Annotated in this window: 21 protein-coding genes; 8 read left to right on the top strand and 13 right to left on the bottom strand. The window is 48.2% G+C overall.

The window, feature by feature from the left end; translation table 11 throughout:
- The 9 genes from dnaN to AC1S52_RS26950 form a co-directional block, all read right to left on the bottom strand.
- Window positions 1-1,212 carry a DNA polymerase III subunit beta gene (gene dnaN / locus AC1S52_RS26990; protein WP_482032137.1) on the bottom strand — a complete coding sequence of 404 codons (1,212 nt, stop codon included), beginning with the start codon at window positions 1,210-1,212 and terminating at the stop codon, window positions 1-3.
- Window positions 1,213-1,931: 719 nt separating this feature from the next.
- A complete protein-coding gene (gene dnaA / locus AC1S52_RS26985; RefSeq protein WP_482032136.1) occupies window positions 1,932-3,347 on the bottom strand; it encodes a chromosomal replication initiator protein DnaA in 1,416 nt (471 codons plus the stop codon).
- A 46-nt stretch (window positions 3,348-3,393) separates the two neighbouring features.
- A complete protein-coding gene (locus tag AC1S52_RS26980; RefSeq protein ID WP_482032135.1) occupies window positions 3,394-3,531 on the bottom strand; it encodes a hypothetical protein in 138 nt (45 codons plus the stop codon).
- A 252-nt stretch (window positions 3,532-3,783) separates the two neighbouring features.
- A complete protein-coding gene (locus AC1S52_RS26975; RefSeq protein ID WP_482032134.1) occupies window positions 3,784-4,230 on the bottom strand; it encodes an ATP-binding protein in 447 nt (148 codons plus the stop codon).
- Between the two features lie 3 nt (window positions 4,231-4,233).
- Entirely contained in the window at window positions 4,234-5,928 is a 1,695-nt protein-coding gene (locus AC1S52_RS26970) for a SpoIIE family protein phosphatase (protein WP_482032133.1), read from the bottom strand.
- 275 nt (window positions 5,929-6,203) lie between these two features.
- Window positions 6,204-6,860, bottom strand: a complete 657-nt coding sequence (locus AC1S52_RS26965) for a chromophore lyase CpcT/CpeT (protein WP_482032132.1) — start codon at window positions 6,858-6,860, stop codon at window positions 6,204-6,206.
- 334 nt (window positions 6,861-7,194) lie between these two features.
- Window positions 7,195-7,464, bottom strand: a complete 270-nt coding sequence (locus AC1S52_RS26960; RefSeq protein ID WP_482032131.1) for a GlsB/YeaQ/YmgE family stress response membrane protein — start codon at window positions 7,462-7,464, stop codon at window positions 7,195-7,197.
- A gap of 124 nt (window positions 7,465-7,588) precedes the next feature.
- Window positions 7,589-8,629: a glycosyltransferase family 2 protein gene (locus tag AC1S52_RS26955; protein ID WP_482032130.1), complete on the bottom strand. Its 1,041-nt coding sequence runs from the start codon at window positions 8,627-8,629 to the stop codon at window positions 7,589-7,591.
- A 191-nt stretch (window positions 8,630-8,820) separates the two neighbouring features.
- Window positions 8,821-9,522: a C40 family peptidase gene (locus AC1S52_RS26950; protein WP_482032129.1), complete on the bottom strand. Its 702-nt coding sequence runs from the start codon at window positions 9,520-9,522 to the stop codon at window positions 8,821-8,823.
- Window positions 9,523-9,916: 394 nt separating this feature from the next.
- Between AC1S52_RS26950 and AC1S52_RS26945 the strand changes: the two genes are divergently transcribed.
- The 5 genes from AC1S52_RS26945 to AC1S52_RS26925 all read left to right on the top strand — a co-directional run bounded on the left by AC1S52_RS26945 (window position 9,917) and on the right by AC1S52_RS26925 (window position 13,622).
- Window positions 9,917-12,238 carry an amylo-alpha-1,6-glucosidase gene (locus AC1S52_RS26945; protein WP_482032128.1) on the top strand — a complete coding sequence of 774 codons (2,322 nt, stop codon included), beginning with the start codon at window positions 9,917-9,919 and terminating at the stop codon, window positions 12,236-12,238.
- 145 nt (window positions 12,239-12,383) lie between these two features.
- On the top strand, window positions 12,384-12,674 hold the full coding sequence (locus AC1S52_RS26940; RefSeq protein WP_482032247.1) for a type ISP restriction/modification enzyme: 291 nt from the start codon (window positions 12,384-12,386) through the stop codon (window positions 12,672-12,674).
- A gap of 35 nt (window positions 12,675-12,709) precedes the next feature.
- Window positions 12,710-12,919 (top strand): 2-oxoisovalerate dehydrogenase, encoded by a 210-nt coding sequence (locus AC1S52_RS26935; RefSeq protein WP_482032127.1) that lies wholly within the window; start codon window positions 12,710-12,712, stop codon window positions 12,917-12,919.
- Complete coding sequence (locus tag AC1S52_RS26930) at window positions 12,916-13,059, top strand: type II toxin-antitoxin system HicA family toxin (protein WP_482032126.1); 144 nt, start codon at window positions 12,916-12,918, stop codon at window positions 13,057-13,059. The genes AC1S52_RS26935 and AC1S52_RS26930 overlap by 4 nt, the downstream gene beginning before the upstream one ends.
- The gene (locus AC1S52_RS26925; protein ID WP_482032125.1) at window positions 13,056-13,622 is read left to right on the top strand and encodes a transposase; all 567 of its coding nucleotides are present in this window, start codon (window positions 13,056-13,058) and stop codon (window positions 13,620-13,622) included. Before AC1S52_RS26930 ends, AC1S52_RS26925 begins: the two co-directional genes overlap by 4 nt.
- Before the next feature lie 167 nt (window positions 13,623-13,789).
- On the opposite strand, the gene AC1S52_RS26920 is transcribed toward AC1S52_RS26925, so the two are convergent.
- Entirely contained in the window at window positions 13,790-16,627 is a 2,838-nt protein-coding gene (locus AC1S52_RS26920) for a cation-translocating P-type ATPase (protein WP_482032124.1), read from the bottom strand.
- 484 nt (window positions 16,628-17,111) lie between these two features.
- On the opposite strand from AC1S52_RS26920, the gene gap reads away from it, so the two are divergent.
- From gap to AC1S52_RS26905, 3 genes are all read left to right on the top strand, one after another.
- Entirely contained in the window at window positions 17,112-18,164 is a 1,053-nt protein-coding gene (gap, locus tag AC1S52_RS26915) for a type I glyceraldehyde-3-phosphate dehydrogenase (protein WP_482032123.1), read from the top strand.
- Between the two features lie 72 nt (window positions 18,165-18,236).
- Window positions 18,237-18,452: a hypothetical protein gene (locus tag AC1S52_RS26910; protein WP_482032122.1), complete on the top strand. Its 216-nt coding sequence runs from the start codon at window positions 18,237-18,239 to the stop codon at window positions 18,450-18,452.
- Window positions 18,449-18,877 carry a type II toxin-antitoxin system VapC family toxin gene (locus AC1S52_RS26905; protein WP_482032121.1) on the top strand — a complete coding sequence of 143 codons (429 nt, stop codon included), beginning with the start codon at window positions 18,449-18,451 and terminating at the stop codon, window positions 18,875-18,877. The genes AC1S52_RS26910 and AC1S52_RS26905 overlap by 4 nt, the downstream gene beginning before the upstream one ends.
- 9 nt (window positions 18,878-18,886) lie before the next feature.
- Here the strand turns inward: AC1S52_RS26905 and AC1S52_RS26900 are convergent, their stop codons facing one another.
- The 3 genes from AC1S52_RS26900 to AC1S52_RS26890 form a co-directional block, all read right to left on the bottom strand.
- Window positions 18,887-20,410, bottom strand: a complete 1,524-nt coding sequence (locus AC1S52_RS26900; RefSeq protein ID WP_482032120.1) for a DUF1802 family protein — start codon at window positions 20,408-20,410, stop codon at window positions 18,887-18,889.
- Window positions 20,403-22,307: a hypothetical protein gene (locus AC1S52_RS26895; RefSeq protein WP_482032119.1), complete on the bottom strand. Its 1,905-nt coding sequence runs from the start codon at window positions 22,305-22,307 to the stop codon at window positions 20,403-20,405. The genes AC1S52_RS26900 and AC1S52_RS26895 overlap by 8 nt, the downstream gene beginning before the upstream one ends.
- A gap of 66 nt (window positions 22,308-22,373) precedes the next feature.
- Window positions 22,374-23,048 (bottom strand): hypothetical protein, encoded by a 675-nt coding sequence (locus AC1S52_RS26890; RefSeq protein ID WP_482032118.1) that lies wholly within the window; start codon window positions 23,046-23,048, stop codon window positions 22,374-22,376.
- Window positions 23,049-23,327: the final 279 nt, after the last annotated feature.

Below are 23,327 nucleotides of genomic sequence, written 5' to 3'. Positions count from 1 at the left end.
TCAAGATCTGATTTGCACTGGCATCACTAGATAGGTCATCTTCACCCCACCTAGAGGAGTCAAGATCGCCGGACTGGTTGCCGTATTCAATTGCATTTGCACTTCTGAAGTTGTTACCACCTTCAGTCCATCCATCAGGTATTTCACGTTGAAGGCAATATCCAGGTCATCTCCAGTAATTTGAGCTGGAATGGTTTCCTTACCACTACCCACATCCTGCGCGTCCACCGATAGGGAAAGCTGCTGATTAACACTATCCATCGTCAATTTGACAATATTGTTCTTCTGGTCTGCCAGTACCGCAATTCGTTCCAAGGCACTTAAAAAGAGGCGGCGATCGCAGGTCATCTGGCGGGCAAACTGACGGGGAACAAGCTGCTGGTAGTTGGGATACTGCCCTTCCAGTAAGCGACTGGTCAGCCGCTGATCCGTCCATTCAACGACAAGCTGGCTCTGGTCAAACTTGACTGCCACTGAATCACCCGTCTGCCGCTCTAACATCTTCATCAACTCTTGCAGCGCCTTTGCCGGAATCGTGACATCCAGTTGGGCTGTGGATTCCTCAGCAGGTAAATCCTTTGCCCCCGTCTTACCTTTTCCCTTCGCAGGCTTCGAGGACTCCTCTCGCTCCTCAGAATTCACGGTTTGCACCACAGCCAACCGATGCCCATCCGTTGCAGCAAACTCCAAACCATCGGGCTGAATCGTTAAATGCACCCCCGTTAACACCTGCTTTGTCTCATCACCGCTAGCCGCAAATAGCGAACTCCGTAAGCCTTCAATCACACTTTCTACAGACAACTGGATTGCACTTCCATCTTCCACCACTGGCAGTTCAGGAAACTCTTCCGCCCCCATCCCCCGCACCTGATAGCGTCCTGAGGAGCAGGTTAGCGTTACCACATGGGTTGCATCCGCTGGATTCTCCTCCTCCCCAGCCTCCAGGGTAATTTCACCATCTGGCAATCGCGACACAATGTCGTTCAACAACTTTGCAGGCAGCGTCAGCTTTCCGCCTACTTGCACATCTGCGCCAAAACTGGTTTGAATCCCCAAACTGAGATCAAAAGCACTGAGCTTGACCTGTTGCGCATCTTCATCAGCTACCAGCAACACATTTGCCAAAACTGGATGACTGGGACGGGCAGAAACGGCACGGCTAACCAGAGAAAGATTGGAGCTAAGGCTGTTTTGGGAGCAGACCAGTTTCATGGGATTCAACCTTTTGAGGAGGAATAAAAAGTTGGGCAAGTGGCTGTAGCTGGGGATAACGGCATCTGGAAACCACTAGATTTAGTGTTCTGAAGCGTTGCTTGGGTATGTTAGCACCCTTGTCTCCATCGATCTAGAGGCAATTTTTACATGCTGTCCAGCCTCTCCGGATCGATCCCTACTTAAGAAATTCTTATTTAAACAGTAGTAGTAGAGGCTGTGGAAAATGTGGAAAAAGTTGTGGAGTGTTGGTAATTCGACCTTTAAGGAGGTTTTAAACCTGTGGAAAACCTGTGGAAAAAAACGGGAGTTATTCACATAGTATTTATACTCATCTAGCTTTTCCACGATCGCCCAGTGGTTATTTACAGGTTTTCCCCAAAGTTTTCCACAGAAATCATCTGTGTTTTCCACAGCCTGATTTACCTGTTTAAAACCTCTCAAATGCAAGAATTGTTGAAAATTAATAATTCAATAGAATCCTTAGAAAACAAAAAAGAACTGTTATAGATCTTCATCTGGAGTGTGGAATTGATAAGGAGAGGTGATCGTTCAATTGCGTTCAAGAACCGACTCATGCAAGCTAAGAGGTGCCCAATCAAACCCAAACGGCAAACAGGTTTTAGCCCCCCAGAATCAAGATTCTGGGGGGCTGGGTAAAAGCAAAAACTGTTGAGAACTTATTAGCTAAGTCTCAGCCGCACTGCTCGCAGGAACGCTTACTCCCTAGGCAACCTATTTTTTCCCTGACTTGCCGTATTAATGCGATCGCTCAACTGCCTTAATGTTTGTGTCATTGAAGGATCGTTATCCTTAAGCTGGGCAATCTTATCGCAACTATAGAGGACGGTTGTGTGGTCTTTACCCCCAAACTCTTCACCAATTTTGGGCAGGCTGAGGTCGGTATGCTGCCGCATTAAATACATGCCAATCTGCCGCGCCACACTAATTTCACGCCTGCGAGAATTGCCTTTTAAGTCTTCAATCGAGACATCAAAGGCTTCTGCAATGATTACAATGACCGATTCAGGAGAAGCCTCTACCTTTTCTACCGGAGGATTGAGCACAGGTGCAATATTCTCCACGGTCATCGGTAGTCCTGAGATAGAGATATAGGCAACTGCCCGAATCAAGGCTCCTTCCAGTTCTCGAATGTTGGAGGTGTAGCTTGAAGCAATGTACTCAATCACCTCACGGGGCAGACGCATGTTTTCATACTCTGCCTTCTTTTGCAGAATTGCCATTCGGGTTTCCAGATCCGGTGGTTGAATATCAGCAATCAGCCCCATAGAAAACCGAGAACAGAGTCGTTCCTGAAGGCGGGGAATCTGGTTAGGGGGGCGATCGGACGCAAGCACAACCTGCTTTCCGGCTTCGTGCAGCGTATTAAACGTGTGAAAAAACTCTTCCTGGGTGTATTCCTTCCCTTCAATGAACTGGATGTCATCCACCAATAGCACATCGGCTGCCCGGTAGTGCTCCCGAAAGCTTTGCATACTGTCCTTACGGATAGCGGCAATCAGGTCGTTGGTGAACTGTTCAGTGGAAACGTAAAACACCCGCGAACTTGGGCAAATATCCAGGCGATAATGCCCGATCGCCTGCATCAGGTGCGTTTTGCCTAGACCAACACCGCCGCACAGGAAGAGGGGATTAAACTCGCGTCCAGGAGACTCTGCCACTGCCAGGGATGCTGCATGAGCCATCCGGTTATTCGAGCCAACAACCAGGCGTGAAAACACATACTTTGGATTGAGGTCGCTGCGGTTGCCGCTATTTCCATTCGCCGCAGGAGGTTGAACGATTGCAGGTACTTCTGGCGGACTATCATCCAGCGTCGGGCGAGGCCAAAACATTTCAAAATCTTCGACTGCCGCACTATCCCCTTGAGCAATGGTGATGTGGATGTCAACCGGATGTCCTACGACTTCCTGAACGACTTCTGTGATGGTTTTGATGTAATACTTCTGGAGCCAGTTGCGGGCAAAGGGATGGGGAGTTCGGATCACCAGGCAACCGTTTTCTAATTGCTCAACCTTGGCAGTTTTAATCCAGGTCTCAAAGGTAGGGCGATTCAACTGGAGCTGCAAGCGATCGAGCACCTGTGTCCAAATATTTTCAAGCGTAGTTTCCACCGCAACCCCTAACCCTCATGATGAGGATGGCTAATGTTCAACAAATCTACAAGTAGAAGAAAAAGTCTTCCCAGGCAGGGAGCATGACCAGTTCATTATCTGAAAAAGGCACCCAAGAATTTGCCAATCCAGAGATCAGCAGTGAGCGTGGGGCTAACCACATATAGCGTTTAGTTTGATTCATCCATGCTACGCATAGTGTATCAGGTCGTTATCCGAAATCAAGCTTTGCCGGATGTTGTCCAGAATCGAGGATAAACCAAAACGCTAGAATCCTTGACTGATGAAGTTTACCTGATTTTTCCACAGGCTGGTGATAAGCTTTGTCCTTCTTTAGGATTGGGGTCAGGTGGTGGGTGTGAGGTGTGAGGGATGAGGGATGAGGAGTGAATACAACTCATCAATCATTACTCTGCCCGATCGCCCCTTACCAACCCTACTTTCCTATCTGCTCACCACTCAACACGGTTTCTGGAAGGCTGGCTTGCATTTTGAGGCAGTTACGTCCATCGATGTGGAGACGGTATTCAACGCTGTCCATCAGACGATTCAGGATCAACCAGCCGTAGCCGCTTTCTTGCTTTGCCTCTGGTGTTGGGGGAAGGTAGTTGTCAGTGTCGTAGCCTTTGCCCTGATCCCAAATTTCCAGGGCAATGTCGCGATCGCGAAGTTCCAGCCGAATCAGGACGGGCAAGTTGGGCTGGTCTTTGTGAGCATGACGAACCACATTAGAATAGGCTTCTACGAGAACCAGTCGCAGGCGATTTGACTGGCGGGGCCAATCGACATGGGTGCCAACTTCGACTTCCAAACTGCCCAACAGCCAGTTCTCGACGATAGACAAAAACTTCAGTTCACTGGGTATATGAAGCTCAGTTCTCATTACCTACAGAACCTCCAGAGAGAGTATAGTTTGGTCGTCTTCCTGAATTGTATTTTGCGATCGAATCCGGGAGAGCAAATTGGACAGGTCTAAAGGTTTTTGCTCTTGCAGTAAAAGTTGCCACAATCCCGCCTGTTGCAGCATGGCAGTGGAGGCTGGTTGGCTCCCATTGCCGTTCTGATTGGTAAAGGTCGCTTCCGTGATCCCGTCGCTGGTTAATAGCAGCACCTCACCTGGATTAAGATCCATGCTACCGGAGGCTGCTTTCCAGTTAGGCAAAATGCCCAGCGGAACGCCCCTTACCTTGAGGTAGTTGGGTTCTACTGGTTGATCTGTTCCGGCACCTGCAACGGGACTCATGACAACCCGGTTTGACCAGACCAGCGGGTAAATGTGCCCCGCATTGGCATAAACCAGGGTATGGGTCGAGGGGGTATATCGTGCCAGAACCATTGTGATGAAGCAGTTGGTGCTGATTAAATCTTCAGAAAGGCTGCGATTCAGATTTTGCATCACAATATGGGGGTTGGGCGGCACTTCTTGAGAGAGTTCTCGCCGCAGAACTGAAATGGCACTTGCCATAAATAAGGCGGCGGGTACGCCTTTGCCGGATACGTCTCCCACTGCCAGCCAGATGTCGCCTTGAGGGTGAGCGTAAACCTCAAAGAAGTCGCCGCCCACTTCACGAGCGGGGTAACAACACGCCTGTACTTTCATGCCGTCGAGTTCGGGTAGGCTTTGCCGGAGCAGATTGCCCTGGATCTGGCGAGCGACTTCCAGTTCTGCCCGCATCTGTTCTGCCTGTTCCTGGGTGCGGCGGTAAAGTTTTGCCTGGGAGATCGCCAGAGATGCCTGCTCGGCAACGCCCTGAATCAGTTCGGTATCTTCGGTAGACCAGGGTGGTTGTTGGGACGATCGCTGAAGTGAGAGAATTCCCAGAAAGTCTTGCTGATAGGTGAGGGGAACGACTAATCGAGGGTCGGAGCCGGATGCCTGGTCTGATTGCACCTGCCGTTTTTGCAAAACCCATTGAATTAAGGGATCGCTGCCTGCCTCTTTGATAATGCTGTTCAGGGTTTCCTGAGATTCTTCACCGTTGGCAAAATAAATGAATGCCTCTGGGATCAGGCGATCGGACTCAATTGGATACAGCACACAACGGTGAGCCTCAAAAGTCTGCCCTAGCCTTGCCGCGATCGTTTGCAGCATACTGTGGTAATCCAGCGACTCCCGAATCGCTGTAGTCACCACGTTAAACAACGACTCCCGCCGTAGGGCGCGCTGCAACTCATGCGTGCGTTGTTTGACGACATGGTAAGTGTCGGCTGCCTGTTGCACTACACCCTTGAGTTGATCGGGATTCCAGGGTTTGGTGATATATTTGAACACCTTACCGGCGTTGATGGCTTCGACCAGATCTTCAACATCGGTATAGCCGGTAAGGACAATGCGAATGGTATCGGGAAATCGGTCTACGGTTTTGCTGAGAAACTCCGTTCCTAGCATTTCTGGCATCCGCTGATCCGAGATGATGATTGCCATCTCGCCCTGCTGGTCCAGGATTTCTAGAGCCGCGATCGCGCTGTCTGCTTTAATGACATTGAAATCTCGCCGGAACGTGCGATACAACAAATCCAGGTTATCAGGTTCGTCATCAACGACCATCAATTTGAGTTTATAACCTGTTCCCTGAGACATTTGATGCTCCCGCATGTGAAGGCTAGGGTTTTCTACTGGAGGTTAGACTACCGCTAAAGTCGCCCTATCAACTGTTTGCTTATTACAACTCTCTGTAGAGTAAGGTACCCAGGAATGTGTTATCCCTAACAGGCGGAATGGGATTGTACGGATGAGGAAGGGGGAAGGAGTTGAGATTTGAGAGTTCAGAAGTCATGGGTGTGTAGGTAATGGTTTTTTTGCCTTTTGCTCTGGACCGATTACCTGTCCTAAATCTTCAACTCTTCCCCTACTTTTCACTGTCTTCGGCGAAACTGGTAAGATTCGGTTGCGGCTCCCCAGACTTGCTTGCCGTTGGCATCGAAGCCTCTGTCCCAGGTGTCCATTCCAGCCTGGTGCAGGACAACGTGGTTTGTGATTCGGACTGCTCCGCGCACGTTGGCAGGGCAGCCGTCAACGGGGGTGTTGCCTGCGTAGCCGCTGGGAGTGCGTTTGAGAAAGACGCTGCAAACGGGTGTGCCGAGATCGGAAAGGCGGATGACTCGCTCCGTCACGGGTTTGGCACAAAAGCTTACCATCTGGGTGGGGTTTGGAGGTCTGAAGGAGAGCGATCGCACACTCTGGCTCAAGGAACTGGGAGCAATCTGCAAAAACCTTTGTCGGTAAGGTTTAGCCAGGTCTTTGGAGAGGGCTTGTTCCTGGTAGAGAAAGATGGCTCCATCTGAATCATCAGGAGTGTCTGCCAGGGTGATGCGACAGGTCGTCATTCTGACATTAGGAGCTTTAGGGTTGGCGGTTGCCTGGAGGGAAGTATCCATCATGCCTTCCAGATAAGCAGCGACTTCGTTCGCTTGCTGTTTGAGCGTGATGAAAGATGGATTGGCAAAAGCAGGGTAATGAATAACGAATGAATGGATTCCTGCTAACAGGGCGATCGCGGGTTGAGGTTTCACGGGATAGAAAGTCGCAACGATTCGAGAGGCATCGTAAACCTCACCAACTTAGAAATCCGTAGTTTTTCCTAGGAAAAATCTCCACTTCTCAACTTGGATGAGGTTTATAGCGTTTCCTTTCTGGGTGAGGTACATCTCATCGTTTTGACTCAAAGGTTCTACGGCTATCCATGTACCTCACTGGATTCAAAAACGCTATAACGTGATTTTCCCATGAAAAAACTCCAACTTCTTCAAGAAGTTGGAGAAATAAGATGGGTATGGTTTTATGACCTTTTCCCAACCAAACGGATTTGGACTAGAGAACTAAAAGGTGAGAACTCAAGGATGAGAATTAAAGGGTGCGGGTGCGGGTGAGTAAACCCCATAGGAAAATGGCAACAATCGCACCAATGACGGCGACAAACAGACCAGGAATACTCAAACTGGTGGCAACCAATTGCAAACTTCCTGTTTGGATAAAGGTGAACAGGGTTCCTCCCACAAAGGCACCAATGATGCCGAGAATGATGGTGCCAAGAATACCACCAGGTCCACCGGGATAAATGGCTTTGGCGATCGCTCCTGCAACAAGACCCAAAACGATCCAGGCAATGATATTCATATAGTTTTAAACCAAACGTTGTTTATGAACAACTCAAATCTACCAACGTCTGATTAGTGATGACCTATACCAGGAGAGATAATTCATCCCTCATCTAAAGACCGATTTTTATTCAGAAAGCTTTTCATTCAGATGGGCGTTCAGATGGGCATTTAGAATAACTACCTGGCTCCACCACTTCCCGTACCCGGTAGATAGGACGACCCTGGGACTCGTGGTAGGTTCGCATTAGTAACTCTGCTAATAAGCCAAAACTGAATAACTGCACTCCAGCTAGAAGCAGCACAATGCAGAGAATTAAAAGGGGGCGGTTACCAATACTGGCTCCAAAGACCAGTTTGATGAAGGTTAGATGACCTCCGATCGCCAGCCCCACCACTAAAGATGCAAGCCCAAATAACCCAAATACATGCATGGGCTTGGTGAGAAACTTCTGCATAAACCAGATGGTGAGCATATCCATCACAACGCGGAAGGTTCGCCACAACCCGTATTTGCTCTGACCGTAAACGCGGGCATGATGACGCACCGGCATTTCAGCAATCCGTGCGCCCTCTATAAATGCCAGTGCCGGTAAAAAACGGTGGAGTTCCCCATACAGGTTCATATCGGCAACTAATTCTGAGCGGTATGCCTTGAGGGAACAGCCATAGTCATGCAACTTTACCCCAGTCACCTGCCCAATCAGTGAATTAGCAATTTTTGAGGGCAGCAGCCGGGTCAGGGCTGCATCCTGTCGGTCTTTGCGCCAGCCACTCACCAGATCAAATCCTTCTTCCAGCTTGGCAAGTAATTTAGGAATATCTGCTGGGTCATTTTGCAGATCCCCATCCATTGTCACTACGGTTTTCCCTTTGGCATGGCTGAATCCGGCTGCCATTGCAGCCGTTTGACCGTAATTGCGACGCAGGATAACGGCACATAAATCAGTCCGGCTGAGGGCAAGTTGCTTCAGTAAATCCGTAGAACCGTCGGTAGAGCCATCATCAACACAAATAATTTCGTAGGAGAGATGAGCATTCTTCAGGCTGGTGGCGATCGCCTCAATTAAATGCGGTAAACTCTCAAACTCATCCCGAATGGGCACCACAACCGATACCGAAAGGTTGTTCAGAGACGGAACCAGTTGAAATTTACTTTCCTCAGAGCGCAGTGAAATACTCATTTCCTTAGTAACAGGTAATTTCTGGTGGATGCCAGCGATGGAAAATTTGGCTTTACGAGAACTTCAAGTAAACCTATCACAAGAAAGGGGAGGGGGGAGCAGAGGAGAGGGGGGAGTAGAGGGAGAGGGGGGAGCAGAGGGAGAGGGGGAGAACTCTCGACTTTTAACTTTTCCCCACTAACAACCAACAACTAAAAACTTTTTCCCCCCTCCCCTCCATAACCCGCAACTACCCTTCCCGCTCCCCGAATCTGAGCCTGGTAATTCTGGCTGATGGGGTCGTCTCCACCGGAGAGGTAATCAATGCCGATGCCGTTGCGTCCCTGGTCTTTACCAGAACTGTGAATATACCGATCGCCTCCCAAGTAAATGCCGACATGTGTGGCTTTGGCGGGGGGACCAAAGAAGACCAGATCACCCGGTAAGAGGTGGTCAAGGGCGATCGCCGGCACAAACGCTTCTTGCTGGTAGGCATCCCGTGGGAGCCAGATGCCTGTAGAGGCAAAGGCAGTCTGTACCAGTCCAGAGCAATCGAAGTTGGGACCTACGGTGCCGCCCCAGAGATATTCGTTTGGTTGGGTCATGGCAGCCTGGGCAAAGGCGATCGCGGCTGGTATCCGGTTGAGAATCTCTGCTTCCGAAATTAGGGTGGGTTCGTAAGGAGGATCAGCGACTTCCAGGTGTGCCAGGTCATCGACTGCCAGCCAACCTGGATAGCCATCCTCGCACAGACATACCTTTACGGCTCCAGTGTCAGGGTTCTTAGTAAGGTTAGGAGTTTCGGGAGAAGGGGAGATTCTCCTCAAACAGCGTCCGATGGCTGCCTGGGTTGCCAGACTTTGCAGCGCCAGGGAGTCATAGAGGTTTAAATTTGCCCGACAGCGATACTGCATGGAGGGGAGAGGAGTGAGGAGTAGGGGCAAGCAAAGGTTTTTTCTGGAACTGAATGACCAATGACCCAAAACCCCTTTTACCTCCGTTACTTTAGACTCTGAATCCCTCAAAATCAAATTCGCATCACATTTTCTCCGGATGGAATAGAGACTAGACGAAGAGTGGAGTGGTAGATGCACCCTGATTTCGCCCCTGGCTCTTACGCTGGGGGCTTTCTGTCTTTAAGGACAACATTATAGGTTCAAAACTTAATGAATTCCTTGTAAATCGTGGCTCTGGGAGATGGGGACAAGGGGTAATAATTTTGTAGCCTGGAAGTAGTGTGTTTCCAGAATCTATCTGCTACGTGACCCCATCAATCAAATTGCCCAGCCATCTGCATCTGTGTAAGGAATGACCCCAGAAACTGTTGAAATCGACGGCAAAACATTTGTCCCTGCCGAGCAATTGCCGGTTCCAGAGTGGCCTTGTGTACTGAGTGAACGCCCTCAACCCATCCTGACGCTGAAGGATGATGATCTGTTCTTGTTGACCGATACGTTAGGCAATATTGGCGGTTGTATTGGAGATGACCGCAGTGCCAGTATGGGTCTATTTTGCAAAGATACGCGATTTCTGAGTCGGTTGGAGATTCAGATTGATGGGCGATCGCCCATTCTCCTGAGCAGTACCGCCGATAAGGGATTTATTCTATCGGTGTTATGCACCAACCCTCATATTGAAGATCGAATCAAAGCGGAATCGATTGGCATGAAGCGGGAACTGGTTCTCAATGGCGGGCTGTTTGAGGAAATTGAAATTGCAAACTACAGCACCAGTGCAGTGACCTTTGAACTGAGTCTCAGCTTTGATTCAGATTTTATTGACCTGTTTGAAGTCAGAGGATTTGGGCGAGAGAAACGGGGACGGCTATTGCGAATGATACAGCCGTCGGAGAATGACGCGATCGCGGATTCAGCCGATGACGCAACGGAGGCAACGTCTCATGACCCGGAAAAAGTTGTCCTTGAAACCAACTCATTGCTTCCTTCTCCCCCTTCTCCCCAACGTCCGGTCGAGCACATCCTTGCCTATCAGGGATTGGACGGTTCTCTATTAGAGTCTCGAATTCAGTTTGCTCACCGTCAACCTGACTTCATGAAGGGGAATACGGCAATCTGGCAACTTCATCTGGAATCCCACGAAACTCAAATTTTGGGCTACCGCCTCCAGATGTTAAATAGTGGACACTCGGCTTCGACGGTCAGTGCTCCTGCTATGCTGGCACAGGCAAAAGCCGCAGAACTGATGGAAGAAGAGACCTGGCGACAACAGGTCACCCGCATTCGGTCAGACAAAAACACCTTTAACCAGATCATTGAACGGGCAGAGCAGGATATTTACTTGCTGCGACAATCCTTTGGCAAAGGGAAAGCGCTTTCTGCGGGAGTACCCTGGTTTTCAACCCTATTTGGGCGCGACTCTATCATCGCCGCTTCCCAAATCTTGATGCTGGATCCCCAGATTGCCCGTGAAACCCTGTACATTCTGGGGCAGTATCAGGGCACAGCCGAGGACGAATGGCGCGATGAACAACCGGGCAAAATTTTGCATGAAATTCGCTTTGGTGAGATGGCACGCTGTCAGGAGATCCCGCACACTCCCTATTACGGTACCGTCGATGCGACTCCTTTATGGATCATGCTCTATGCGGAGTATTTTGCCTGGACGGCAGACCATGAGACCCTAGAGAACCTGTGGAGCAATGCTCTGGCGGCAATGGACTGGATCGATCGCACGATGAAGTATACGGGCTATCTCAGTTATTTCCGTAAATCTAAGCGAGGACTGGACAATCAGGGGTGGAAGGATTCTGGGGATTGCATTGTCAATCGGCGGGGACAGTTGGCACATGGGGACATTTCCCTCTGTGAAGTGCAGGCATACGTTTATGCCTCTAAGATTCGGCTGTCGCAAATCGCCCGCATGAAGAAGCGGATTGACCTGGCAGATCGGTGGGAAGAGGAAGCCAGGGATTTGAAAATGCGCTTTAACCGGGACTTCTGGATGGAAGATCAGGACTTTTGTGCCCTGGCGCTGGATGGGGAGGGCAAACCTGTAGACAGTATCACCTCTAATCCTGGGCACTGTCTCAGCCTGGGTATCTTCACGCCAGAAAAGGCGTACAGTGTGGCGGAACGGCTCCGCGCTCCCGATATGTTTAACGGGTGGGGCATTCGCACGTTGAGCAGTCTGTCACCTGCCTATAACCCGATGGGTTATCACATTGGCTCTGTGTGGCCCCATGACAATGCGTTGACGGCAATGGGGCTGCGATCGCTGGGGTTGATTGATCAGGCGCTGGAACTGGCTCAGGGCATTCTGGACATGACCAAGCGTCAACCCTACCACCGTCCCCCAGAACTGTTCTGCGGCTATGTGCGGGCGGATGACAATGACCCGGTGCAGTATCCAGTCGCTTGTACACCTCAGGCATGGGCAACCGGCAGTATCTTTCAACTGCTGCATACAATGGTGAATCTGGTGCCCGATGCCCCCAGTAACACTCTGCGAATCATTGACCCGGCATTGCCAGAAAGTATTAGCTATCTGTCTTTGCATAACCTGCGGGTGGGTCCTACCTTGCTGGATCTGGAGTTTGAGCGATCGGGGTCTACCACTGCCTGTCGGGTGTCGAAGAAGCGGGGCAACTTGCGGGTGATCATTGAGGCGTAAAGTCTGGTGCAGCGAAGCAGGCATATAACAGGTGACAGGAGTCAGGAGTCAGGAGTTTAGCAAAAAGCCTGAACAGTTGGTTTAATACGATCCTAGAAACTGATGCGGTGAGCCAGATTGATTGGGCGATCGATGATCTGGTGCAATTGCTGTCTCAGGTAGACATGGGCTTACCGAAGTGACTTATAACCCCACAGAGCAACGGGTTTATATCAACAAAACCCGCTATTTTGAAGGCATTGCACCTGATGTATGGGAATTTAAGATTGGTGGCTATCAAGTACTAGACAAATGGTTGAAAGATCGCAAAAAAGCTAAACGAACTCTGTCTTTTGACGATGTATTGCACTATCAGAAGGTTGTGATTGCTCTGAAAGAAACGATGCAACTGATGCAAGAAATTGATCAACTCATTCCTGACTTTCCAATTGAGTAGGATTCAATAGTTAAATATCGAAAGGAGGGAGTGGCATGACAGAAATCATTTTTTGGGTTGAGGATGATGTAGAGGGAGGTTACACAGCTAGAGCGATCGGAGAATCTATTTTTACACAAGCTGACAGCATTCAAGAACTGCGAGAGATGGTTAAAGATGCTGTTCATTATCATTATCCTGATGAAGCAACTCGTCCAAAACTCATTCGCCTACATATCGTGCATGATGAGGTAATTGCTTCATGAAATTATCCAGAGACTTATCTGGTGAGATATTAGCAAAGGCTCTGGAAAAGCTGGGATATACTATTGATCGCCAAACGGGAAGTCATATTCGATTAACAAATGGGAATTTATCAATGAGGTGCATTGGTAGAATGCTGTGAAATACAACCCGGACAAACATCAGAGGCGATCGCTCCGATTGAAAGGATATGATTATTCATCTCCTGGCGCGTATTTCATCACCATTTGCACCCATCAACGGCAATGTCTATTTAGCGAAATTGTTGCTGGTGAAATGCAATTGAGTGAGATAGGAGAAATAATACAATTTTGCTGGCAAGCAATTCCAGATCATTTTGCCAGGGTTCAATTGGATGGATTTGTGGTGATGCCTAATCACCTACATGGAATTATTGTTATCACAGACACCCGTAGGGGCATGGCATTGCCATGCCCCTACCCGACAATGCAACCTGAAGAACGAAAATTTGGAAAACCGATCGCGGGTTCATTATCGACAATTATGGGTTCATTTAAATCAGCAGCAACCAAACAAATCAACATCCTTCGTAACGCACCAGGAACTCCGGTTTGGCAACCTAATTATTATGAACATATCATTCGAAGCGAATTATCTTTAGAACGGCTGCGTCAGTATATTTACAACAACCCTTTGTCTTGGTCTAAAGATCAATTGCACCCTGATTGCCCATCAAAGTGGTAGTAGAGCGATCGCAAGAAAACTCACGATTTTTCCAGCGATCGCCTTTGCAGATCCTCGGCGTTGCTGAAGCAGGCGCAGGTTGCAAACCCATCCTTCCAATTGCTCCGATCAAGTGATGGGTGTTCTCAATCGCGTCATGGTTTGAAGCAGGTGGGCGATCGCACAAATCATCTACTACGCTTTCTGCGCCAGCGGAGGAATAGCTTTTGAAACTCAACTGCCCAAAAGCCCACGGTACTGATTGCCAGACTGATCCAGAGTTCCTGGGTGGTCAGTGACCGGGTTTCAAACAGTCCTTGCATCCAGGGAACGTAGATGACCGCCATTTGCAAAGAAAACGTCACCAATACGGCTGCCAGCATCGGTTTATTCGACAGTAACCCCTGTTTAACCAGCAAATCCCGCTCCGATCGCATTGCCAGTGCCAGACTCATGCGGGAAAATGCCAGCGTTGCAAATACCATTGTCTGCCAGTTTTCCCAGCCTGCATCCAGGAAATAGTTGCCTGCTAACAGAAACACCATTCCCATCAGCAGTCCCACCCAGATGATGTCTCTGCCTACGCCCCGACTGAAGACACTTTCATTGGGAGGGTAGGGCGGACGGCGCATGACATTGCTCTCGGCAGGTTCCACACTGAGCGCCAGTGCCAGCAGACCATCTGCCAGCAGGTTGATCCAGAGAATTTGGGTGGGGCGCAGGGGCAGGGGCATTGCCAGCAGCGGAGCCAGCAGCATGATCACAACACCACTGGTGTTACCTGTCAGGTTATAGCGAATGAATTTCCGGATGTTGTCATAAATCACGCGCCCTTCTTCGACGGCAGCTACGATGGTGGCAAAGTTATCGTTCAGCAGCACCATGTCGGCGGCTTCTTTCGCAACATCTGTACCTGTAATGCCCATTGCCACCCCGATGTCTGCCTTACTCAGAGCGGGGGCATCATTGACCCCATCTCCCGTCATAGACACGATATGCCCCCGGTTTTTGAGGGCTTCCACAATCGACAGCTTTTGCTGGGGTGACACTCTGGCATAAACCGAGATGCTCTCCACTTGCTGCTCCAGTTCAGCCAGGGAAAGCTTGTTAAGGTCTTGCCCGGTGAGGTAGCGCCCAGTGTGGGAAATATCCAGTTCTTCGGCGATGTGTTTTGCCATCAGCGGGTGATCACCCGTGATCATGACGGTACGAATGCCTGCCTGGTTGCAGGTTTGGACGGCAGCTTTTGCCTCTGGACGGGCGGGATCTAGCATACCTACCAGACCGGCAAAGATCAGGTCTTGCTCAATGGTGGCTTCGGAACCGGGTTCTGGTAGGGTTTCAATCGGACGGAAGGCAACCCCCAATACACGGGTGCCCGAACTGGCAAGGCGATCGTTCTGGCTGTGAATCTGCTCTTCCCAGTCGGCATTCATCGGTTCTACCTGATCATCCAGCCAAACCTGACTACAAATTTGCAGCAACCCATCGACCGATCCCTTGGTAAAGGCAATATAGGGTGTAGAGGGCAGCGAGGAAACGGGCGGCAGCAGGGAGGAGGAGGGGTTGCTATGGTTCCACTGGTCTCCTTCGCGCTCGATCCGGTGGATGGTGGTCATGCGTTTGCGATCGGAGTCGAAAGGAGCTTCCGCGACACGAGGAAACAGGTCTTCCAGTTCGTCCTTATCCAGACCGAGGCGATCGGCGGCTACGACCATCGCAATTTCGGTGGGATCTCCGATCGCCTTGGGTACTTCAGAATCGGGTCTATCCTCATCCCCCTCTAATTCTGGGTGATCTAATTCTGTTTCTGTCCGATCGGCTTCTTTGTTATTGGGTAACAGCGCGTTATTACAGAGCGCACTACCCACCAGTGTTACCGCCATCGGAGGCGGTAGTGCGGTTCCCTCACCGGGTCTAAAAATCGACTTTTTGCCATCCATGCGCGAGGTGATTTCAGCAAAGGACTCGCGCAAATCCACCCGCTGACCTGCCAGGGAGAGGATGGTGACGGTCATCCGGTTTTCGGTCAGGGTGCCGGTTTTGTCGGAACAGATGGTGGTGACTGAGCCGAGGGTTTCGACCGCAGGCAACTTGCGGATCAGTGCCTGACGTTTTAGCATTCGACGGGAGCCTAATGCCAGCGCAATGGTTACGACCGCAGGCAGCCCTTCGGGGATGATGGCAACTGCCAGACTGACGGCAGTAATGAACATATCTTCAACGTTTTCGCCCCGGACAATGCCGACCGCAAAGATCACCGCTACCAGGGCAAGTGCCATCAATGCTAGTCTGCGCCCCAGTTGATCGAGCCGACGCTGGAGGGGGGTCTGCTGCTGCTCGACCGACTGCATCGAGTCGGCAATTTTACCCAACTCGGTGTTCATGCCGGTTTCGGTGACAATGGCTCGTCCCCGCCCGTAGGTGATGATGGTGCCCATAAACAACATATTGTGGCGATCGCCCAGGGGCAGGGATTCACCGGAAATGGGGGCAGCACTCTTTTCTACCGACTCGGACTCACCCGTAAACGCCGATTCCTGGGCACGCAGGTTGGTCGATTCCAGCAGACGAACATCGGCAGGCACCTGATCGCCATCCTCAAGCTGCACCATATCTCCTGGCACCAGTTCACTGGCAACCACCTGCTGCCACTCGCGATCGCGCCAGACCAACGCCCTCGGCACCGCCATTTTTTTGAGTGCAGCAAATTCCTTGCCAGCCCGGTACTCCTGGGTAAACCCCAGAATGCCGTTAAAGACCACGATCGCCATAATGGCAGCGGCATCTTTATAGTCACCCAACACCGCCGCCACCACTGCCGCTACAATCAGCACCAGTACGGTGGTTGCCGTAAACTGTTCCCACAGCATGACCCAGGTTTTTTTGGGTGGGCGTTCTCTCAGTTCATTCCGTCCATCCTCTGACAGACGGCGGCTTGCTTCAGCAGAACTTAAGCCAGAGTCTTGATTCGTTTCTAGCTGACGCAGGACTTCAGCAGTATCCAGTTGATACCAATCGTTCATAGAGAAAAATGTGGGGCGATCGCAGCGTTAATCATCAAGATTAAACCATACCTGCCAGGGGAGGGGTGGTATTTAGGAAAGATGGGTTGGAATAGGAGTGAGGAGTGAGGAGTGAGGCTTCGACGTGAGCGCTCAGCCGAACGGTATCAGGGGTGAGGAGGTTCGGCGTCCCAGGTTTGTGGTTGATGACGCTACTGATGACCAATGACTAATGACCAATGACCACTGCCCCTTCAGTCTCAACGCTTAACTTTCAACTTTCAACTCTTAACTCTCAACTTCACCCCCATCCTTCCAATCCTTAAAAGAGACTGAGATGCAATCAAAGCTGGGATTTACCGATATACCCTTTATAGGTAGCTGTGGCAGACCTCACGATCCGCAAGACATTAATGGCAAGGACAAACGCCCTTGCTGAACCCTGGCACCTAACACCTGCTACCTTCTTCTACATCTCTTTCCGTTTTGACAGGAGTTTTATATCATGTCCACTTTGAAAGTTGGAATTAATGGATTTGGTCGGATTGGACGCCTGGTGATGCGGGCTGGGATGGCTTACCCAGAGATTGAGTTTGTTGGAATTAATGATCTGGTGCCGCCGGATAATCTGGGTTATCTGTTGAAGTATGACTCTACCCACGGGATGTATAAGGGTTCGGTGGAAAGCCGTGAGGATGGAATTGTAGTCGATGGTCGGTTTATTCCCTGTACGGCGGTTAGAAATCCGGCAGAACTACCCTGGGGTGACCTGGGTGCCGATTATGTGGTGGAATCGACGGGTTTGTTCACCGGCTATGAGGGAGCCGAAAACCATCTGAAAGCGGGGGCAAAACGGGTTGTGATTTCTGCTCCTACGAAAGATCCGGAGCGGGTGCGGACGTTTGTGATGGGGGTGAATCACCACGAATACGATGCGTCTAAGGATGTGATTGTCTCGAACGCAAGCTGCACAACGAATTGCCTTGCACCTGTGGCGAAGGTGCTGCATGAGACGTTTGGATTGGCTGAGGGGCTGATGACGACGGTTCACGCGATGACGGCAACCCAACCCACGGTGGATGGTCCCAGTAAGAAGGACTGGCGGGGTGGACGCGGGGCAACCCAAAACATTATTCCGTCTTCTACGGGAGCGGCAAAGGCTGTAGCGCTGGTGCTGCCAGAGTTGAAGGGCAAGCTGACCGGGATGGCCTTCCGGGTAGGTACTCCAGATGTTTCGGTGGTAGATCTGACGTTTAAAACTACGAAGTCAACCAGCTATAAGGAAATTTGTGCAGCCATGAAGGAAGCGTCGGAGGGTGCTCTGGCTGGAATTCTGGGTTATACAGATGACCAAGTCGTTTCGATGGATTTCCGTACCGATCCGCGTTCCAGCATTTTTGATGCCAAGGCTGGGATGGAACTAAACTCCAATTTCTTTAAGGTAGTTTCCTGGTATGACAATGAGTGGGGCTATTCTTGCCGGGTGATTGACCTGATGTTGGAGATGGCAAAGAAGGAAGGCATCCTGGAGGCGGGTAAGGTGGCGGCAACCGTTTAGGGGGTTGGTGTTGTGAGCAGCGATCGCGATCGCTGCTCTTCAGACAGAAACGACGAATGAGGAGAAACCCAAATGGCAACCAACACTTCTTTAGAGGATCGGCTTGCTGTAGTAGAAGCCGCGATCGCTGAGTTGCAAAAGCAAGTTGCTACGCCTCAACCGACGAATTGGCTGCAACAAATAACAGGATCTTTCAAAGATGAACCTGCCTTTGAGCAGGTACTTGCTTATGGAAGAGGGATTCGCCAGGGCGATAAGTCGCTTCTGGAAGCTCAAGATGAGCTATGAAGTATTTACTGGATACGGATCATCTGAGCATTCTTCAGCGTCAAGCAGGGGAAGATTACAGTAAACTTTTGACGCGCATGACTCGCTATCCGCTATCAGATTTCGCTGTATCGACTGTAACATTTCATGAACAGATGCTTGGCAGTCACGTTTATATCAGTCGCGCTCGTAACCTCAATGACGTAGTGAAAGGATATGAAATAATGGCACGCCTTGTCAGCGATTTCAAGGTGTTGCCCCTTGTCTCGTTCGATGCGGGTGCAGCTACGACATTTAACCAGTTACAGTCACAACGAATTCAACTGGCAAAGATGGATGCCCGAATTGCTGCAATTGCGCTGTTCCATGAATTGATTTTGTTGACCCGTAATCGCCGAGATTTTGGTAAAGTATCGGGCCTACTACTTGAAGATTGGACAGTCTGACCCCAAAAACTATTCCTTGTTCTCAAGGGAACTGTCGTCTTCTGGAAAGTCACGCAGGAAGTAGAAGCGATCTGTTTGCAAGCTAGTTCCCTTAACCCTGCCTAAATAACCTGTTAGAGGTGAAGAAAGTTCTATTAATAATTCATGCACTGTTTGGTTGTCCAGGATAGCGTTGTCCTGTCTCCCAAAAGCAATGTTGTATTGTACTCGAATTTCAGCAACTTCAAATTGTCTTCGATCAGGTTCAGTGTCAGCTAGTTGTTTAACCGCTTTAACCATTTGAGAGCGTAACTTAATTTCCTTTAAAGTCTTTTCAACATATTCGTCAATTTTATAATCAATCATTCCAGGAACTAAGTATTGCTTGAGATCAATTAAATCTACTGAACCTGGATATTTTGCTTGAAGTTCAACCAATTTCTCAAAAGTCATAGCAGTAATGATACTTGTCTTTGAAATCTGTGCGGAGTCTTGAAGATTCCTTGTGGGTTGCCCTGGTCCAATAATTAGTCTGGTAGCCGTTAGAAAATTTTCTTTAAGGTGGCGCTTCCCAATTCGATCTAATTCCTCAACGGCCCTATCTGGAATACTTCTACCAGCTTTACATTCCCCAACTAATGGATAAGGATGTGAGCAAAATAAGTCTAATCCACCAGCACCCCCTTTAAAGGCTTCTTCAACCTTAAAGCCTATAAATTCAAGTCCATTGCGAACAATAATTTCAAAATCTGTTCCTGCCTGATAATTACTTTTCTTTCCATCATCCTGTTCTTTACTCCGTTCGCCTAATTCTGTAATTGTTTTTATCCAAGTTAAATCAGCACCGAGTGTATGTTTAGCTTTACTGTCTGACCAACTCAAAAATGTCCTAATATCATGAACAAGAGTTTCAGCAGCATGGCTAGTTATAGTTTGAGCAACAAGAGATTGCAATTCTTCCAGTTCAGAATAGGGAAATGGGCGCAATTCGATTAATCTTCGCTGTTGTCTATGAAAGGTTAAATCGCTCAAAATGGGCAAAGATTTTTCGATTTGGATTGAGTTGACGAATTGTTCACCTAAAAAGTTTAAACCTACAAACTTTCCACATTTTTCGGTGTTAATAGCATTATTAGATACTTTGATAGGCTCAGATAGTTGATAGACTCGCAGCAGAGCAAGAAATAAATGGTTTCGTTCGCTTAAATTCTTCCTCAAAGCATCTTTCGTCCAGATCGTTAAACTAGACAATGCTTCTACCTGCTGAGGTTCATGTAGTATTGTGCAATGTTCACATCTTGCCCATGCTTCAATTGCTGCATTTTCGGGATGATACTGAGAAAATGCAGTACTAGCTAAAGACCAATATGGTGAGCGATACTGCTGTTCAAAATTCAAAGTATTAGTTGATTCTGGGCAAGGATATAGAGCAAATGACCATCCCTTTTGCACAGAAACTCTAGGGATTACTGCAATAAGTTGACCTTTCAGTAGTGCAGTAATATCGACAGCAGGTAGACACAGTACTCTATCAAGTTGAGTTATTTCAAGCATGAACCATCAACTCTTCTAGATCTTCTTCAGTGGAATCAGGTTCTTGAACACTGTTTTGTGCCGAAACTTGAGGCTCATCCTCAATATCATCGGGTATTTGATAAGATGGATTACTCAAAATCTCCTTCAGTAGGGGATTATGAATACCTAACCAATACTTTGCACCTTTTCCAGCAATAAAATTCAAAATCTCCTCTTCGCTTACACCATATTCTGACTGGCGCTTTTGATAAACTGAACGAATTGCAATTAATGGTTTAATTTCTGTCTCTCTAAGTTTTACAAATTCTCCTCCACTCTCAATTAAAGGAGTAAGATATGTCCTCTGAAAATGATTATTAATTGGTTTTTCTTTAGAACGCACTAAACAACCACGAGTTAGTTCAAAATGATTATCTACATCTAAAAGTCTTTTAAAGCCTGCTCCTAATCCTTTACCCCCGTCATACTGTAAGACTGCAACACCTATACTTACTGATTTTCCTTCTTCCTGCCCAAGGATTTTGAAATTGAGATAAGCGTCTTTACGTCCTTTCTTTCCTACACCAATAGTTACATCTTTGATGTGTACTCCCTCTACTTTTTGACCAATTAATGCCTGGAAACTATAGATTAAAGCATCAGCCAGAAAATAGTTATCATCTAAAAAGTTTTTAACGTCCTCACTCAGTTCGTTAGTAAAAGCTAGTTCAGTTCGATCTGTATCTACTATGGGAGGATCTATTACACTTGTAGGAGGCTTACAATGCTCTCGGCACCACTGCAATACTTCTCGAACAGTTGGTTTTTCACGTCCGATTGCTCTAAGTTGCCCTTCATCAAAAGGATAAACAGAATGTGGAGGAATTAAATCTCTTGCATCGTAATACTCTTTTAAGAAGAAAGAAACGACTTCAAGAGTAGTATCGCTGTCTAAGTACTTTAAGTCTAAAGGAGGGCAGTAAGTAGTCATTTTACTTGAAACGCTTGCAGGAAGTTCTTTTTGAATTTTTTCATTCCAAATTCCTGGCATCATGACACTCACGATAACCCCACGTTTGAGGTTTTCAGAAAGCTCTTTAACCAAACCTGCTACAACTTGTGATTTATACAAACCTGTATCACTTACTTCAGGCAGATCAAGTTCGTCAAAACAAATAATTAACTCGTAGTACTCACTGATTAAACCTAGGATCTGTAGAACTGTATCAAAAGACTGGTTTTGATTTGGTAATCTGAGATCATTTGCCTTGAATTGAGCCAGTTCTTTTCCTGCTAACCAATTGGATGCATAGGAAGCTTCATTCTCTGAAAGCGTCCAAAAAACAGCTCGGATAATATCTGGATCTTGAATGGTTTTAACTTTGCAGAATAATTTAGTGAGCCTAGTAATCCATGCTGAAATTTGTTCTTCAGTGCTGGTTTCAATTTTTTTCACCAAATCCTTGGCTTCCCAGGGTTGAGAGTTCGGGTTTGCAACCTTGAAAACATCATTAGCCATAGAAGTGGCAAGTTCCTGCCATTGCTTTACTCCTTGGCTGCCAATATTACTAAGACTGTCCGCTAAAAGCTGCTGAAATCCTTGCTTAACTTGGTTAATGTCATTAAACTTGTTCGCAAAAATAAATAATGCTCCACCCTGACTCTGAAGTCGATGACGAATTCGACTAATGATATGAGTTTTGCCCGTGCCGTTTTGAGCTGTAATTAAAATTGAGGCTGTAGAATAGTGACCTGTACGAATTTCATCTAAAACTTTGAAAACAGCATCAGAGGCATGAGCGTTTAGTTTGTCAACATCAGGAAATCCCTTTCCCCAAACATTGTTGGCATTGACAAAAGGGGGTTGAGAAAAAGGGTTATGGTCGAGCAAAGCCGCATTAATCTCTTCAATCGGTGAAACGAGTGAGCTGTTCATATTCTGTAGCTGGAAGATAAATTGAAAACTTTAACCTGGCAAGCTAGCAACCCTGAATTGCATACCTTAGAGCCGTTTTGCGTAGTAACGTACACCACCTAATGCAGTTTTGATAGAGTCCTCTGCTTTATCAGGTGTGAGTTCTGGCATTTCCCCACCAATAAGTTGCCAAATATCTTTGGTTTGCATCTCTAAAATCCACTCATCAAATTGAGAGCGTTTCATCTGATCACCGATTTCCCGACGGATTCTATAAATAGGCACTAAATCATCAAGATTGTAGTCACGGTTTAGACGATCATAGGTTTCTAATGCAACTTGCTTGAATTGATCGTAGGATGCGATCGCACTTGCACCACCATGACCATTACTTTCAGCATGGTTCGCTGAACCACTGCGCAACAGACTTAGTAAAGCATTCGCAGTCTTCCCGCTAATCACAGCACCAAATTTAAAATCGGGATGGACAATTCCCTGCAAGAGCATCTTCTCTCCTGCTGAAGTCACAGAAATTTTGTCATACCGCTTTTTCTCTTGAGTAATCACAATTGCGCCCGATTCTTCCAGCGCTTTGAAACTTTTCCCGTACTTCCCAGGCTTCCCTTTTGCCCCTTTAATCGAATCTGGAAGAGCGCCCCGACCAACCTTACCGCCTGATTGCCCTCCTCCCAATGCCCACAGCGTCAGTAAGACCCAAACCTCATCCGTAGCAATTGTTGTAGCGGTAGCTTTGGTCGGCATAGTTTCAGCCCTTCATAAATGGACAATTAGTTTCCTTATCCAGGATTCCCAGGACCCTCCGGAGAAACCACAGATCTCTCATTAAAACCTTACAAACTTTTATTAACACCCTCAAGGAAAATACGGTGAATTCACCGTTTCAACACTAACAGGGGCAAATCGCTTGTTTGGAAATTGATGAAGTGGTCAGTGATCCGTAGCCTCATTGGTCAGTGGTAAAGCTCCCCAGACCTTGGAAGTTTTGAAATCGAGGTCTTAGCCTGACAATTGCCAAAATAA

The sequence above is a fragment of the Kovacikia sp. CALU 1929 genome, assembly GCF_056784235.1.
Note: the sequence above shows the minus strand (reverse complement) of the source record. Positions and strands in the feature narration are given on the sequence as shown.

Coding starts and splice junctions, on each gene's coding strand:
- dnaN (WP_482032137.1), bottom strand. CDS start 1,212: ATGAAACTGGTCTGCTCCCAAAACAGCCTTAGCTCCAATCTTTCTCTG.
- AC1S52_RS26980 (WP_482032135.1), bottom strand. CDS start 3,531: ATGAATCAAACTAAACGCTATATGTGGTTAGCCCCACGCTCACTGCTG.
- AC1S52_RS26975 (WP_482032134.1), bottom strand. CDS start 4,230: ATGAGAACTGAGCTTCATATACCCAGTGAACTGAAGTTTTTGTCTATC.
- AC1S52_RS26970 (WP_482032133.1), bottom strand. CDS start 5,928: ATGTCTCAGGGAACAGGTTATAAACTCAAATTGATGGTCGTTGATGAC.
- AC1S52_RS26960 (WP_482032131.1), bottom strand. CDS start 7,464: ATGAATATCATTGCCTGGATCGTTTTGGGTCTTGTTGCAGGAGCGATC.
- AC1S52_RS26955 (WP_482032130.1), bottom strand. CDS start 8,629: ATGAGTATTTCACTGCGCTCTGAGGAAAGTAAATTTCAACTGGTTCCG.
- AC1S52_RS26950 (WP_482032129.1), bottom strand. CDS start 9,522: ATGCAGTATCGCTGTCGGGCAAATTTAAACCTCTATGACTCCCTGGCG.
- AC1S52_RS26945 (WP_482032128.1), top strand. CDS start 9,917: ATGACCCCAGAAACTGTTGAAATCGACGGCAAAACATTTGTCCCTGCC.
- AC1S52_RS26935 (WP_482032127.1), top strand. CDS start 12,710: ATGACAGAAATCATTTTTTGGGTTGAGGATGATGTAGAGGGAGGTTAC.
- AC1S52_RS26930 (WP_482032126.1), top strand. CDS start 12,916: ATGAAATTATCCAGAGACTTATCTGGTGAGATATTAGCAAAGGCTCTG.
- AC1S52_RS26920 (WP_482032124.1), bottom strand. CDS start 16,627: ATGAACGATTGGTATCAACTGGATACTGCTGAAGTCCTGCGTCAGCTA.
- gap (WP_482032123.1), top strand. CDS start 17,112: ATGTCCACTTTGAAAGTTGGAATTAATGGATTTGGTCGGATTGGACGC.
- AC1S52_RS26910 (WP_482032122.1), top strand. CDS start 18,237: ATGGCAACCAACACTTCTTTAGAGGATCGGCTTGCTGTAGTAGAAGCC.
- AC1S52_RS26905 (WP_482032121.1), top strand. CDS start 18,449: ATGAAGTATTTACTGGATACGGATCATCTGAGCATTCTTCAGCGTCAA.
- AC1S52_RS26900 (WP_482032120.1), bottom strand. CDS start 20,410: ATGCTTGAAATAACTCAACTTGATAGAGTACTGTGTCTACCTGCTGTC.
- AC1S52_RS26895 (WP_482032119.1), bottom strand. CDS start 22,307: ATGAACAGCTCACTCGTTTCACCGATTGAAGAGATTAATGCGGCTTTG.
- AC1S52_RS26890 (WP_482032118.1), bottom strand. CDS start 23,048: ATGCCGACCAAAGCTACCGCTACAACAATTGCTACGGATGAGGTTTGG.